Below are 15,555 nucleotides of genomic sequence, written 5' to 3' on the forward strand. Positions count from 1 at the left end.
GTTTAAAATAAGGCGTATACTTGTTCACGAATTGTTCAAGGATTTACCAAATGTATTTTTTTAGAAAGAAGGAATTGAAAATGCGTGCTTTTCATGTTACGGAAGACGGAACGATCGAAACCAAATTAACCGGAAAAGATCTTCTGGCCAACCCACTGCTGAACAAAGGAGTGGCTTTTTCGCTGGAAGAACGTCAACAGCTCGGACTTGACGGCCTTCTTCCTCCTACCATATTAACAATTGAGGAACAGGTTCAACGGGTGTACGAGCAATTTCAAAGCCAACCAGATAATTTACGTAAAAACGTTGCCTTAAATGATCTTTTTAATCGCAATACCGTTCTCTATTATCGTTTGCTTTCCGAACATCTGAGCGAGATGCTCCCAATTGTTTATACCCCAACAGTCGGTCAGGCTATTCAGGAATACAGTCATGAATACCATAAACCAGGCGGTATGTATTTATCTATTGATAATCTTGCTGGCATCAAAGACGCTTTTAAGAACCTCAACTTGGGTCCTGATGATATCGACCTGATTGTAGCCACAGATTCTGAAAGTATTTTGGGAATCGGGGACTGGGGAGTTGGCGGTATTAACATCTCTATTGGTAAGCTTGCTGTATATACAGCCGCTGCTGGTATTGATCCTAGTCGGGTGTTGGCCGTTGTACTTGATGCAGGTACAAATAACGAAAAGCTGTTAGAAGATCCTTTATACATGGGGAACCGTCATAAACGTGTACGCGGAGAACAATATGATCAATTTATTGATACTTATGTTCAAGCTGCACTGTCTTCTTTCCCGAACGCACTGCTTCACTGGGAAGATCTGGGTAACGTCAATGCTCGGAATATTATTAATAAGTACGGGAATAATATTTTAACGTTTAATGATGATATTCAGGGTACTGGCGCCGTTACGCTCGCAGGTGTGATGTCTGGTGTTCAATTGTCCGGAATCCCTCTGAGCAAGCATCGGGTTCTCGTATTTGGCCCAGGAGCTGCCGGAATCGGCAATGCTGACCAAATTAGTGCGGCCATGATGCTGGAAGGATTGTCAGAAGCTGAAGCAAGACGTAACTTCTGGGCTTATGATTACCGCGGCCTGCTTACGAATGAAACAGAAGGTCTTTTGCCGTTCCAGGTCCCTTATGTGCGTGATGCGGCCGAATGCCGTGACTGGGAGCATGCTGAAGATGGGAAAATTTCTCTGCTTGAAGTCGTCCGCCGTGTGAAACCGACGATTTTGATCGGAACATCCGGTGTTGCGGGAGCATTTAGCGAGGAAATCGTTAAAGAGATGGCCAAGCATACAGAACGTCCTATTATTATGCCAATGTCCAATCCGACTCCACTGGCGGAGGCTACTCCTCATGATCTGATCCACTGGACGGAAGGAAAAGCGCTCATTGCAACAGGAAGTCCTTTTGAGCCAGTAATTTACAATAATATTTCGTTTGAAATTGGGCAATCTAACAATGCGTTCGTATTCCCGGGCCTTGGTCTTGGAGCAATCGTAGTAAAATCCAAAATAATAACAGATAGCATGTTTGCAGCAGCTGCACATGCAGTCGCTCAAATGGTTGATCTGTCACAGCCTGGTGCTTCCTTGCTGCCAAAAATCAACGAACTGCGAGAAGTATCTGAAGCTGTTGCCGTAGCAGTTGCTAAGGCGGCAGTTCAAGATGGTGTTGCGCGTCATATCCCAGACGATATCGTACAAGCGGTTCGGGGTTCCATGTGGGAGTGCAACTATAAACCCATCAAACAGTATGGACAGGAAGCCGTTCTGGTTTAAAAATAGCGAACAACATCAAAATCTAATGCTGTAAGCAAAGTGATTATTTAACTGATGTCCGCCATTTTTGGCGGACATCTTCATTGGAGGCGACATCATGGCTACAGGTCATATCTTTATCATCTTAATTCCTATTTTCTTTGTCATTTTAATTGGTTATTTCGCAGGTTTATTCAAGGCCTTTAACCCAGCATCCTCTAAGGGATTGAATACACTGGTAACCAAATTTGCTTTACCTGCACACTTGTTTATTGGTATTACGACGACACCAAGAGAGACATTAATCCAAAAATGGCCCTTTCTTGTTACTTTGCTGCTTGGGATAATCGGCTTTTATATCGTATTGCTCGTCTTATATCGCTTAATCTTCAAAAAGGGCCTGACAGAATCCTCCATGTTCGCATTGAATTCAACCCAGCCCTCTTTTGCATTCATGGGGATTCCAGTTTTGGGAAGCTTGTTCGGCAGTGCAGTTGTCGCCATTCCTATTGCGATTACCGGTATTGTTGTTAATGCAATTCTCGATCCGCTTGCAAGTATTTTGGGAACGGTTGGCCAGCGTAAATCAACACAATCCGACGATAATAAAGGCAACTTATTTAAATTCACTATAAAATCTGTTTTACATGGACTCAGCGAGCCGCTAGCTTGTGTACCCTTGATTGGTGTTGTACTCACTTTATGCGGATTCCAAGCACCGAAACTTTTACAATCCATGTTTGATCAAATCGGTAATATTACTTCGGGTACAGCTCTTTTTGCCATCGGGGTAACTATTGGGATTAAAAAGATTACGTTCAGTCCAAAAGCACTTAGTATCGCTGTACTGAAAGCCATCGTGATGCCTGTAGTTATGCTCGGTATTGCTATTCTGATCGGACTATCCTCTGAGGATGTGACCAAAGCCGTATTGCTTGTCGCATTTCCCGGCTCCGCTGTGGCCGCTATGATTGCGACCCGCTATGAATCACTGGAAACCGAAGCAGCATCTGCATTTGTTATAAGCTCTGTAGTATCGCTTATTACGATTCCTCTGCTCATTTCACTGCTTGTATAATGACAGAAAGTTCTAACACTCAGCAAAAGACTGGTATAAAAAGAATGAAGGGCATCCGTTCGTCCTTATTTATCTTATTTTTTAAATATTGTTACAACAATAAAGCAATTTAATGTGAATCGAAAGCATCATTATTTCCCGTTTTACCAACCAGCGGTGACCTACATTTATTGAATGTGGGTTGCCGTTTTTTTATGTTTGGTGGGTTACATACATTTTGTCGTTTCTAATTAAAATTTCCATTATCAATCCGTAAGTATATCCCAATTGCAATAAATCGCTAACATTTATAAAGGAAATTGACGAAATATATAAGGGATAGCTGTACTGTCGCATTAAATAAAATTTAAAGGAGAAGAAACTTGTGAAAAACTTGAAGTGGAGCACTATGTCCTTTTTTGGTAAAAATCTATTAATATCTTTTCTTAACATCGTATTAATAGGTGCTATTCTTATCACATCTAGCTATATACTTCAAAAGAACATTCTCACCACGCAGCTGCAAGACCAGGTCAAAGTATTGACCAAAAAATGGGCAGAAGATGTCGACAAAACAAAAGTAGAACAAGCATTAAGCGAAAAAGATTATAACGGTTCTGTTCAACAGGAATTACGCAAATTTCTAGATTCTATTCACACATTTTATCCTAATGTCGCCCAAGCTTACATATTTGGGACAGAACTAAAAGAAGGAAATCAAACCTCCATTATTGGCGTTCCCACTAATTTGGTTCAAGCTTTCCAAACCTCGAAGATGAATATCGGGGACATGTACACTCTTCCTAACGAAAATGTAGAAGCCGTAAATAAAATGCTTCAATCCAATGAATCAGCATTGAGCAGCTTTTATACAGACGAATATGGCACATGGACTACTATTGTGTACCCGATTACAGATGCAAGCGGTAAAGTCACAAGTGCAATTTTCTTTGACGTAGATGCGAACTCTGTCCCTGCGGGGCTTCATAAGTTGCTTCTATATGGTGTTTCGTTGCTCATTCTGTTTCTGGCTATCTTCTTGACAATTCAATACTTGCTGGTAAAACGCACTCTCTCCCCAATTCGTTCCTTGATGAAGGGGATTGAGGAAGTCAGCGAGGGTAATCTGAATGTAAAAATCAAGACAGGCCTAGACGATCTTGGTATTATCAATCAAAAATTTAATTCGATGATTAAACGTCTTAACGATACGATGGTGAAAGTACAGGATACGACGCAAGAAGTAACAGGATCAGCTCAGGAATTGTTAAGCATTAGCGAGAAAAACAGTACGAATACAAACATCATTAACAGCAATATTCGGGAAATAACTCAGGGACTTGAAGCTCAAGATCACGCAGCACTTGAAAGCTCCAGGGCTATGAATGAAATGTCTACAGTGATCCAAACCATTGCTGAAAGCTCCTCTTCTGTAGCGGATCAAGCTTATTCTATGGAAAAACGCTCCGTTGAGGGCAATCAGGTAGCGCAAAAGCTATCCACTCAAATGGACTCCATCTCAACTACAATGGAAAGTACAGTTGATTCCGTGAATGCACTGCAGAATCGTTCTAACGAAATCAGTAGTATTGTAAGCATCATTACCGGCATTGCCAGCCAAACGAATCTGCTGGCCCTCAACGCATCAATTGAAGCTGCCAGAGTTGGTGAAGAAGGCAAGGGTTTTGCAGTAGTGGCGGGAGAAGTGCGTAATTTGGCTGAGCAGTCTCAAGAGTCCGCCAAACAAATTGCAGAGCTTATTGAAGAAATTCAAAAAGAGATTGAACAAACCGTAAAAGGCATTAGTCTCGGCACAAAAGAAGTTCATGTTGGACTGGAAGTTACGAAGCAGACAGGCCAAATGTTCTCTGAGATTTTAGAAGCGTCCAATAAAGTGTCGTCACAAATCCAGGAGGTATCCAGCGCAACTGAGCAAATCTCAGCCAGCACGCAGGAAATGTCAGCTACCTCTGACGAGCTGTCCTCCACCGTTAGCAGAACAGTCAGCAGCAGTAAACAAATTGAGCAAACCATTGGAGAACAAACGGAGTCAATGGCTTCCATTGTCCAAGCTTCGGACAAGCTTACATCGATGTCCGAGGAGTTGGAAGAGCTCATTTCATTTTTCAAAGTAAACCGGGAAGTTTAAAAGTATAATTATTCAATCCTCATAACAATAAAGAACCTCTAATCTGCATAGAATGCGCATTAGAGGTTCTTTGTTATGCTCTTACATGCTTCTTTAGTTTAAGAAGCCTTCCATCGCTGAGGTTGGCTTACCGTCAGCCTGCCAAGCACCTTTGTTATAACCTTGATTATAACCTGGGGTTGCAGCCGGCTCCCAGTAAAATACGCCCACGCCTTTGCCGCCTCCAATACTCCGAACCTTCGTTTTGATTGCAGAAATAAATGCCTTGGAAGCAGCAGGTTCATTATAATCCATTCCAATTTCGCTAATGACAATGCCTTTCCCGTATTTTGCAATGAGACTATTGGCATTGGTAATCGTTTGATCTACCTTACCCTGCCAGTCAGAAGGAGACGGATATAGAGACAGTCCAATAAGGTCAAACTGAGCTCCATTTTCAATCAATCCACCAATATTCCAGTTTAAAACGGAATCGTTATCCCCGTTAGCTAAATGTACGATCGTCCTCGTGCTGCTGCTTACTGATTTAACAGCATTGTTCCCCGTATTGACAAGCCACGCATAGTTTTTCATATTCACCGAGGCTTTGCCGTCATCCCAGAGCATTCCATTGTTCGTTTCATTGCCAATTTGCACCCAGTCCGGTGTCACACCCTTACTTTTCATCGTATTCATAACATAGACGGTGTGAGACCAGACCGCATCCATAAGCTGTGTAAATGTAAAATTACGCCATGCATAAGGTTTATTCTGCTGTCCCGGATCAGCCCAGGAATCACTATAATGCAGGGTCAGCATAACGCTCATGCCTAACTTTTTGGCTCGCTGTGCAAGTTCTGCCGCCTTCTCGGCATTCATGTATCCGCTTGCATAATCCTTCATGTCAGGGTTCACCCATACACGAATACGAACCGAATTGATCTGATAATCATCCCGTAAAATTTGCAGCACATCACGGCGAACCCCTTTTTTATCCTTCCAGGACATACCTTGGGCCTCCATCCCTGCAACCCAGCTTATATCTGCTCCTTTGGCGAAAGCAGGGGCGGCCGAAGCCGCACCCACTCCCACAGAGCCCAATGGGTACAAAAAGCTGGATAACAAGATCAACATCGCAAATACCATCATACGTTTACCTGTTTTCATAAGTCATCCCCTATCTCTCTGCCTTTAGAACCTTAACAGCATAGGCACCCAATTGAACGCTGCTGTCTGTTATCACATGATTTTCAAGCATATCTGCATAAGTTCGTCCATCCAATGTAATCTCTTGCGGCTTATGCGTAAAATTCATTATAAAAATATAATCATGAACTCCATCAGTACGAATTGCCGTATTCACTCCATGTGGCAGCTGCACATTGAGTGCCTTACTGAGACCTGCATCATCAATTAAACTTCTGTAAAAATGACTATGGAATGATCCAGTGTTGCGCGATGCGATGTAATAAGCTTTTCCCTGCCCCAAACGATTCACCGTCAAAGCCGGGCGGCCTGCATAAAAGTCTGTCCCGTATTCAGCCAGTACCTCTGCACCTTCCGTATGAATAAGATCACACAATTCTACTGCTTCATACTCCTCCCGTAGATTCAGCTCATTGTCTTCAACCGGTATAATGTAGTTACGATCATGGTCATGCAATCCATCAATCTCTTCCGACCAGATTCCCAGTGTCTTACGAAGCGGACCTGGAAAACCTCCAAGGAAGCACAAATCATGTTCATCGACAATGCCGGACCAATAGGTCGCTACGAATATGCCCCCGTTTTCAACAAATTTCTGTATGCGCTCTCCTACGCCACTGCGGACCATATACAACATTGGAGCGACCAGAAACTTATATTTGGAGAAATCTGCATCCATATCAATGACATCTACCGGCACTCCCTGCTCCCATAATGCGAAATAATGTGCTTCAGCCGTCTCCTCGTATTTCACACCCTTGTTCCGCGGCCCTTGTGAATCATTGATTCCCCAACGGTTCTCCCAGTCAAATATGACTGCGGCCTCAGCCGGTACGGATGTACCAATCACCTCCTCCAGTTTTTCCAGCGCATGACCAACATCTGTCACATCCCCGAATACCCGCGTATGCTCATGACCGACATGATCGACGACCGCACCATGCAGCTTTTCACTCGAACCGCGGCTTTTCCGCCATTGAAAATATTGAACGGTGTCGGAGCCGTGCGCTACAGCCTGTAAAGACGATAGGAGATGCATACCCGGCCGCTTCAGCTTGCTAACATCTTGCCAATTCGTTAAACTTGGCGTACTTTCCATGAGCATCCAAGGTTTCCCACCTTTAATGGAACGAATAATGTCATGCATCATAGCCACTCTCGCAGCCTGACGGCTGTCATCTCCTTCACGGTCATGCCACGTCGGGTAACTATCCCAGGATATTACATCAAGCAGATCTGCAAACTTCCAGTAATTCAATCCTTCAAAAAACTCCATTAAATTAGTTGTGACTGGAATGTCAGGATTTGCAGCCTTGAGCGGCACAATCTCATGTTTGATAAAGTCAGCGGTCTGATCGGTTACAAACCGTCTCCAGTCCAAATTCATGGCATGAACCTGAGTTTCACCGTGAGGTGCCGGAGACTCCACTTGACTCCAATCCGTAACTGTATGACTCCAAAAGGTCGTCCACCATGCATGGTTAAGCTTGTCCAGCGTACCATATTTGTCCTGCACCCAAGCGCGAAATGCCTCCTGACAATGATCGCAGTGACAGTCTCCACCAAATTCATTGGAAATGTGCCAGCCAATAACAGCAGGATGATTAGCGTAACGCTCAGCCAGCTTCGTATTCATGATACGTACTTTTTCCCGATAGACAGGCGACGTATAACAGTGGTTATGCCGAAAACCGTGCAAGTTACGGACACGATTAGCCCCTACTCGCAGCACCTCAGGATATTTTTGCGACATCCAGGCTGGTCTTGCTCCGCTAGGAGTAGCTAAAAACGCATAGATTCCGTTTTCAGCAAAGGAGTCCAAAATACGATCCAGCCATTCAAACGTAAATACGCCCTCCTCAGGCTCCAATGAAACCCATGAAAAAATGCCGACAGACATTACGTTACATTTGGCTAATTTCATCAAGCGGATATCCTCCGCTAACACTTCTGGATATTGCTGCCATTGCTCCGGATTATAGTCCGCTCCATGCAGCATACGCGGAACTCGCTCACTAATGGGAGGATACTTGGTTATGTTTGAATATGTCATTGCAAATCATCTCCTTTGATTAGTTCTATTACTCTTTGACGGAACCTAGCGTCATACCTTTAACAAAATACTTTTGTAAAAATGGATATACAATAAGAATAGGCGCTGCACCAATAAAAATTTGTGCTGCGTTAACCGTCGTTTGTGAAAGTAATTCCATCTCTTTGGGACTCATGCTCATCGAACTCATGTCCTTTTGTATAATTACAGTTTGCAGGAACGTTGCCAGCGGATAATCCTTTGCGTTGCTCAAATAGAGCAGACCGTCAAACCATGAGTTCCAATGAAATACCATACTAAACAGCGCAATCGTCGCGATAGAAGGCATGGATACCGGTAAGAAAATACTAAACAATGTCCGAAAATGCCCTGCCCCGTCGATCAATGCAGCCTCTTCCATCTCTTTGGGGATACCTCTAAAAAAGTTCAGCATAAGAATGACCAGAAATGTATTGACCGCTCCTGGCAAAACAAGTACCCAGAAACTGTCCATAAGATGGATCTTTTGAATCACCATATAAAATGGAACCAGTCCACCGTTAAAAATCATGCTGAATACGAATAGCCATGAATACACGTTTCGACTACGGAACACGGTTGTTTCCTTTGAAAGCGGATAAGCGGCTAAAAAGGTAATCAGTAGCGTCAAGCCGGTCCCGAGCACAGTCCGACAGACAGAAATCCAGATGGAGTGCAAAAAAATCGGATTGTTCATCGTCTTCTTATAGGCTTCCAATGAAAACTGCACTGGCCACAGTCCAACCAGATTGGCATCTGCTGCGGATTTCGCACTAAATGATACTGCCAACACATGAATCAGCGGAACGATACACATGATGGACAAAATCACAAGCAAGCAAATATTCAATACATTAAAGATGCGATATGGCGTTGTTTTATGATACATGACTCTCCCTCTTTCAGCCTTGTGGAATCAGAATATGCGGTAACCTGCCCATTTGTAAGCAAGCCGATAAGATATCAGAATGAGAATCATACTGATTACGGATTTGAACAATCCAATGGCGGTAGCGAAGCCCATCTCCCCATTGATTAATGCTGTCCGGTAAACAAATGTGTCAATGATATCGCCTTTTTGGTATACCAGCGGATTATAAAGGTTGAAAATCTGGTCAAAACCAGCATTCAGAACATTGCCAAGTGCAAGTGTTCCAACAACGACCACCATCGGAATCAATGAAGGTACTGTAATGTGTAGCGTCTGTCTCCACCGGCTTGCTCCATCCATTTCAGAAGCCTCATATAACGAAGGATTGATACCCGCCAGTGCAGCGAGGAATACGATCGTATTGTAGCCAAATTCCTTCCATATATCCGATACAATGACGGTAAAACGAAACCAGTTATTATCTCCTAGAAAGAAGATGGGCTGAATCCCTATGCTTCCAAGAATTCGGTTCATAAATCCATCTGTAGCCAACAGATCAATCAGAATTCCGCCCAAGATCACCCATGACAGAAAGTGTGGCAAATATACCAATGTCTGAATAGAGCGCTGAAGTCCGACCTTGCGAATTTCATTCAGCAGTATAGCAAAAACAAACGGCACCAGCAGGTTGAAAAACATCTTTAACACCGCAATAATCAGCGTGTTCCAGACAACCTGAAGACTGTCCTCCCGTTGGAACAAAAAGCGGAAATTATCCAGTCCAACCCATTCGGAACCCGTTATGCCTAGCCATGGCTTGTAATTTTGAAAGGCCATCACGATGCCGCCCATCGGAATGTAGCTGAATACAATTAAGAAAATGATGGCTGGCAGCAACATGATATGAAATGGCCACGTACGTTGCAGACTTCTCATTGCAGTTCCTCCTGTAACTCTCATGGTATACCTCAATTATAAAAGCGTTTTCGCAGTCCCAACAGTTCAAAAAACCAACATACATGGCACAAAAGCAATCATTTTTATTTAAGCCAGTGAAGCTGAAGTAAAAAGGCTGTCCACCTTGGGACAGCCCTCCTAATTGGTTTTGCAACAACAATGGTTTTACTTCTCGACGCTCTTATACCATTCATTTACTTCCTTTGTAATTTGTTCGCCACCAGCGGCTTTCCACGTCTGTACAAAGGTATCAAAAGCAGAAATCGGCTGTTTGCCATAAATAATTTCATTGAAGGTTTGGCTCTCAATCTTATCTAGATAATCCTTTTTAGCCTTCATGGCTGGCGTGGTAGGTCCTGTAAACTGATCTTTCATAGAGATATCCTTCTGTTCCATAAGCACTTTGGCTGCAGCAGGAGTGTCTTTCCCGTAATTCACCATTACATCCTTTTCCAGCCTGGTTTTTGGTTCTGCGCCGTTAGCCAAGCTTAACAAAGCCTTCATTTGGGCATCAGGTATACGCGCGCCATCCCGAACCAGCAAATAACGAATAGAGTTCACATAACCGCCCGGTATTTTATCAATAGACATCAGCTTTCCATTGGCATCTAAATCATAATCGTAACCCTTAAACAACCCATTCGACAAATCACCGTCCGGTTTGGCATTTGCATAATGGTCAAACAAGTAATTTTGATATGTGAAGAAAGCTTCAGGATGCTGCATCTGTTTGTTGATAAGTACGACGCCATTAGTGTACTGTGTCCCATGGCGCATGGCTTTGTTGTCCGGTCCTGCTGGAATCTTGATCGGCTTCCATACAGCACTCGGCGCATTTTTAACTGTATCCTGAAGCGGCCAGCCACTCATCCAATACGGCCCCGGAATCATACCGGCTGTCCCTGCAACTGTAGGCTCTGCCGTTTTATTTTCATCCCACAATGCTGCTTCCTGAGGGATATACCCTTTCTTGAGCCACTCGCTTAGCTTTTGCAGACCCGGCTTCATGCCAGGCTGCACAGAGCCATATTCCAGGCTGCCGTTTGCACCTTTGTTCCACTGCTGGGGTAGTGTGCCATAAGCCCCGAAAACCCAGGATGGGTCACCCATCCAAGTGTTCATGGATGTTTTAAACCCGATGCTGAGCGGAATTACTTTGTCTGGAGCCAGTCCATCCGGGTTTTTGTTTTTAAAGGCCTCCATCACTTTTTCCAGATCATCCATCGTTTCAGGAGCCTTCATACCCAGCTTATCCAACCAATCTTGCCGTACCCACAATACATAATCGTGGTTATAGGCGAAATCAAGCACAGGGATACCCATTTTTTTACCATCCCGGCTATACTGATTCCATACGTTCGTATCCTGGTTCATGGCCTGCTTCCAGGAATCCGAGGCGTATTTATCAAACAATGGACCAACCTCAGCGAACATACCGGAATCGATCATATCCTGAGCCAGTTGCTCATTCTCCGTTCCCAATACAACGACGTCAGGCATCTCCTGGCCGGAGGACATCGCCAAACGCAGTTTGGTAGCAAATGCACCGTTTGTATCCGTGACAGACCATAGTGATTTTACATGAATCCCGAATTTCTCTTTTGCCCATTTTGTCGCAACGTTATTTTCGATAGATTCTCCATTTTTAAATTTTAAGGTGGGATCTACCCCCCATACCGTGGAAATGGTTACTTCAGGGCTGTATTTTTCTTTGTATACGTTTTCAGTTTTAGCTGCGCTATCCGCATTTCCATCATTTCCTGTGCCTGAGCAGCCCACAAGGCCAACTCCCAATACCATCGTTGCGGCGAGTAACGACAATAGCTTTTTTTTCGAATGAACTCGCATCTTGTTCCCCCTCTAAAAATCATTTTCTACTCTTTTATTATAAGAGGGCTTTTCTTGGCAGCCTATGTCACAAAATAAATATTTCTGCACCTTTCCCAACTGATCTTTACTCCTTTGTCTTTACTGCTCCCGAAATTCATGCGGTGTCATTCCATAATGCTTTTTGAACATCTTACTGAAATATTGGGGATTCTGATAGCCGAGTTCAGTTGTTATTTCATATATTTTTTTGTTGGAATATTTGAGCAAATAAAGAGCCCGTTCCATTCTCATTCGAATAATATAATCTCCCAGACCTTCTCCAGTTTCAGCTTTATAGATTTTGGACAAATAGACGGGATGAAGGTAAACCTGATCGGCAATCGACTTAACAGACAGCTCCTGTCCTTTATCCTGGGCAATTAGCTCCTGCACCTGCTTGACTACAAAGCTTTTGGCGCTTTGCTCGCTTGCGGACCACTCGGCTTTAAGCTTATTCATCATGGAAAATATCCACTCTTTGAGATGAGGGAACGAATGGACTAATTTCTGTGCATGTAACGGATCGAAGCCTACCTGATCCATCTGTGTTATGAAACGTCCTTGTTTGTGCGCCATATACATAAAGGCGCTTGTCACCGAAATAAACAGTTCATATAAATGCTCGCGTGTAAATCCCGCCTCTTCGATTTTGCCAAATACACCGCTCAATTTCTCCTCGGCCTCTTCCCATTGTCTGGACTCTAGTAAATGAGTAAGCGTAGGGTGCATATAAAGTCCCTCCAGCGACTTCACTGAGCTGTGTGACTGTTCTGTCTGCTCTTCTATGAAGAGCAGTGGATTCGTCTCCTCCTGTTGGTTCCAATATAAGGATCTGATTGCTGTCTGATATAGCTTAGGTAGCTCATCGGGAAAATTAAACCAATTGGTTAGGGTAACGTAAATTTCTCCTTTCAAGTAATTGCTCACATTTTTTCGAAAGGTTTCAATCGCCGCACGTAAAATATGATTCTGCTCGTCCACACTTCGTGCAGCGAACAAATCGCAATTCCCTTCTATTAATACGATTAGGCAATCATGTGGTGCCTTGCAATGCCAAACATAAAAATCAGGTGCGAACACTTCTTCTGCAATATTTCCAATCGCATACTCAATTAACGATACAGAGTGATAGTCCATATCAGAAAAATGCTTGCCTAGCTGAATAAGCAGCATACTGGCAGGATGTTCCGTGGTTAGCTTAATTTCGTACTCGGACATTTTGTCCTTTATTTTTTGTACAGTCAAATCACGCCCGAGTAGCAAATCATGCATCAAATGGGTTCGCAGTACACCGAAATCGTTTCTGCGACTATATTGTAATTGATGAACCTTGTCGAATGCTTCCCATTCTTCCTTTAGCGAATCCATGGCAGCTGACACACATTTGATAAACTCTTCATCATCCACCGGTTTTAAAATGTAATCAAAAGCCTTAAGCTGAAGCGCTTTTTTAGCGTATTCAAAATCGGCATAGCCTGTCAGTAATAAACTGCGAATATGCGGCCAACGCTCGTTTACTTCAACAATCAGCTCCAATCCCGTCATGCCTGGCATACGAATATCCGTAACTAGAATATCAATATCGAACGCTTCCAGCACATCTACAGCAGCCAAGGCAGAAGCTGCTTGATGTACCCTCTCGATTCCCAATGCCTCCCACGGTATGGTAGCCGCCAGGCTTTCCGTAACATAGCTCTCATCATCCACTAATAATATCTGAACCATCAGTACCCTCCAATTTAACTATTTCTTGAATTTGACGAAGAATGGATCAAACCGTCTTGCTGACCTTCTTCCATTGACAGTGGCCATTTTAAAATCACTCTCAATCCTCCTAACGGAGACAACGAGAAGTCCAGCCCAGCATCTTCGCCAAAATGTAATCGCATTCGTTGATGCACATTCCATAAGCCATAGCCGCTTTTTTCTTCTACAGGCTTCTCCAGTGCTAATATTAGGGACGTTATCCCCTCCCCACTCAAACCGAGTCCGTTATCATCTACAATCAAGTACATGGATGAGCCAACACACTCCGTCTTAATACGGATGATTCCCTCCTCCGCCTGAGGTTCTATTCCGTGCAGCACCGCATTCTCCACCAAGGGCTGCAACACAAGCGGTGGAATCAGCAGACTATTGGCCTGTGAAGGAATATCTATAGTGAACGTTAATCGCGGCATACGCATCTGTTGAATTTTTAAATAATATTGCACAAACTCGACTTCATCCGATAAAGGAACCCGATCTCTTTCCTGTCTTGTCGTATAGCGATAATATTTGGACAAATTATGGGCCATGGCTACGACCGCCTCATGGTTGCGCAACTTTGCCATGCTCGTAATAAAGGAAAAACAATTATAAAAGAAATGAGGATTGATTTGAGACTGGAGCTGCTTTAGACGGGCTTCCTTCACATGCAGCTTCTCAACATAAACTTTCTCAAACAACTCCTGAATCTGTTCGACCATCAGGTTGAATTGACGTGAGAGAAATGCAAATTCATGACTTCCCCTAGGGCTCAAACGAACAGCATAGTCTCCATCCTTTAATCTCCGAAATGCCCGCACAAGCTGGAGAATCGGAACTTGTACCTGTGAATGGAGGAGATACGCACCAATGATCCCTACCAATAGCGAGCCAGCAACAGTTATATAAAACAGTCGGTTAGACGAGTAAATCGGAGACATCATATCGGACAAAGGCATGTAGTCAATCAAATACCAACCGGTCGTTTGCGAACGAACGGCGTGAACCAGGTAACTTTCGTCTCCCATTTTCACGGTTAGATTATCAACTTCATGCAGTCCCAATTTCTCAAGTTTTGTAATGAGCTGACCCGATAGTTCTTCATTTGCAGAGCGGTTATAAATCACGCCTACGCCTTTTTTATAATAAAAAGGCTCCTTTCGTCCATCACCCTTAAAGCGGTCAAGCATATCCTGAATATTGCTGCTGTCGAATTCCACTTTAATAATCGTGTTAGCGGTTTCCGGATTAGCTAGAGAGGAAAACGGGGATAATGTATACAATGAAAATATAAATTGATCTTTCCCGTACACTCTTTTTTTAGATACCTGCCAGCCGTTTGTAATCGATTGGTTTAATGCCTTCTGGTCATAAAAACCGGCTCCATTCTCCGATACAACTCGTCCAAGCGAAGGAGAATATATACTCAAGCCTGTTCTCCAATTAGAAGAGCTTTCCTGCAGCCCAAGCTTAGTTTGAATCCGCTTGACAAGGTTAATTCCATCTAGGTTAAGAGTTTTGTCCTTCAAAAAGATCGCCTGGAAACTGGCTACATCGGGATCATGAATCAGCAGATGCGGCCAGGAAGAAAGCATTTCAATATTCGTATTCACCTGGTTTTGAAAAAAAGTCAGCTGATTATAATTAGATTGATTCAGTTCTTCACGCAGTACGTCAGTCGTTGTCTTATTAGAGTAGACATACAGGATCAGCACAGGTATCAGCAACACGATCACAATGGACACAATTTTAGTATAAAAATTAAATTTAAACATAAATTTCACACATCCTCTGCACAAAAAACAGGCATACTTAAAAGGTATGCCAGAGCCCTAACCTTTGTTGCCGCCATTACATACTATACATTATTAA

9 protein-coding genes and 1 pseudogene are annotated in these 15,555 nt (G+C 43.4%); 3 read left to right on the top strand and 7 right to left on the bottom strand.

Features of this window, described 5'->3' with window-relative positions; genetic code table 11:
* The first annotated feature begins 80 nt into the window (after nucleotides 1–80).
* The 3 genes from ACQQ6X_RS05960 to ACQQ6X_RS05970 all read left to right on the top strand — a co-directional run bounded on the left by ACQQ6X_RS05960 (nucleotide 81) and on the right by ACQQ6X_RS05970 (nucleotide 4,984).
* Entirely contained in the window at nucleotides 81–1,799 is a 1,719-nt protein-coding gene (locus tag ACQQ6X_RS05960) for an NAD-dependent malic enzyme (protein ID WP_305164584.1), read from the top strand.
* Between the two features lie 97 nt (nucleotides 1,800–1,896).
* Nucleotides 1,897–2,856, top strand: a complete 960-nt coding sequence (locus tag ACQQ6X_RS05965; protein ID WP_305164585.1) for an AEC family transporter — start codon at nucleotides 1,897–1,899, stop codon at nucleotides 2,854–2,856.
* Between the two features lie 364 nt (nucleotides 2,857–3,220).
* A complete protein-coding gene (locus ACQQ6X_RS05970) occupies nucleotides 3,221–4,984 on the top strand; it encodes a methyl-accepting chemotaxis protein (RefSeq protein ID WP_305164586.1) in 1,764 nt (587 codons plus the stop codon).
* A gap of 93 nt (nucleotides 4,985–5,077) precedes the next feature.
* Here the strand turns inward: ACQQ6X_RS05970 and ACQQ6X_RS05975 are convergent, their stop codons facing one another.
* From ACQQ6X_RS05975 to ACQQ6X_RS06005, 7 genes and pseudogenes are all read right to left on the bottom strand, one after another.
* Nucleotides 5,078–6,130, bottom strand: a complete 1,053-nt coding sequence (locus ACQQ6X_RS05975; RefSeq protein WP_305164587.1) for a glycoside hydrolase family 53 protein — start codon at nucleotides 6,128–6,130, stop codon at nucleotides 5,078–5,080.
* 10 nt (nucleotides 6,131–6,140) lie between these two features.
* Nucleotides 6,141–8,222, bottom strand: coding sequence for a beta-galactosidase (locus ACQQ6X_RS05980; RefSeq protein ID WP_305164588.1), 2,082 nt, complete (start codon nucleotides 8,220–8,222; stop codon nucleotides 6,141–6,143).
* 28 nt (nucleotides 8,223–8,250) lie between these two features.
* Nucleotides 8,251–9,129, bottom strand: a complete 879-nt coding sequence (locus tag ACQQ6X_RS05985; RefSeq protein ID WP_149033604.1) for a carbohydrate ABC transporter permease — start codon at nucleotides 9,127–9,129, stop codon at nucleotides 8,251–8,253.
* A gap of 27 nt (nucleotides 9,130–9,156) precedes the next feature.
* Nucleotides 9,157–10,047, bottom strand: coding sequence for an ABC transporter permease (locus ACQQ6X_RS05990; RefSeq protein WP_016822416.1), 891 nt, complete (start codon nucleotides 10,045–10,047; stop codon nucleotides 9,157–9,159).
* A gap of 186 nt (nucleotides 10,048–10,233) precedes the next feature.
* Nucleotides 10,234–11,916 (bottom strand): extracellular solute-binding protein, encoded by a 1,683-nt coding sequence (locus ACQQ6X_RS05995; RefSeq protein ID WP_305164589.1) that lies wholly within the window; start codon nucleotides 11,914–11,916, stop codon nucleotides 10,234–10,236.
* Nucleotides 11,917–12,036: 120 nt separating this feature from the next.
* On the bottom strand, nucleotides 12,037–13,662 hold the full coding sequence (locus tag ACQQ6X_RS06000) for a response regulator transcription factor (RefSeq protein ID WP_305164590.1): 1,626 nt from the start codon (nucleotides 13,660–13,662) through the stop codon (nucleotides 12,037–12,039).
* Nucleotides 13,637–15,458: pseudogene (locus tag ACQQ6X_RS06005) on the bottom strand (sensor histidine kinase). Before ACQQ6X_RS06005 ends, ACQQ6X_RS06000 begins: the two are co-directional and overlap by 26 nt.
* Between the last annotated feature and the right edge of the window lie 97 nt (nucleotides 15,459–15,555).

The organism is Paenibacillus ottowii (assembly GCF_050516475.1).
Lineage (GTDB): Bacteria > Bacillota > Bacilli > Paenibacillales > Paenibacillaceae > Paenibacillus > Paenibacillus ottowii.

Bases quoted from the DNA above. Each gene is read 5' to 3' on its own strand.
- ACQQ6X_RS05980 (WP_305164588.1), bottom strand. From the start codon at position 8,222: ATGACATATTCAAACATAACCAAGTATCCTCCCATTAGTGAGCGAGTT.
- ACQQ6X_RS05965 (WP_305164585.1), top strand. From the start codon at position 1,897: ATGGCTACAGGTCATATCTTTATCATCTTAATTCCTATTTTCTTTGTC.
- ACQQ6X_RS05975 (WP_305164587.1), bottom strand. From the start codon at position 6,130: ATGAAAACAGGTAAACGTATGATGGTATTTGCGATGTTGATCTTGTTA.
- ACQQ6X_RS06000 (WP_305164590.1), bottom strand. From the start codon at position 13,662: ATGGTTCAGATATTATTAGTGGATGATGAGAGCTATGTTACGGAAAGC.
- ACQQ6X_RS05960 (WP_305164584.1), top strand. From the start codon at position 81: ATGCGTGCTTTTCATGTTACGGAAGACGGAACGATCGAAACCAAATTA.
- ACQQ6X_RS05990 (WP_016822416.1), bottom strand. From the start codon at position 10,047: ATGAGAAGTCTGCAACGTACGTGGCCATTTCATATCATGTTGCTGCCA.
- ACQQ6X_RS05995 (WP_305164589.1), bottom strand. From the start codon at position 11,916: ATGCGAGTTCATTCGAAAAAAAAGCTATTGTCGTTACTCGCCGCAACG.
- ACQQ6X_RS05985 (WP_149033604.1), bottom strand. From the start codon at position 9,129: ATGTATCATAAAACAACGCCATATCGCATCTTTAATGTATTGAATATT.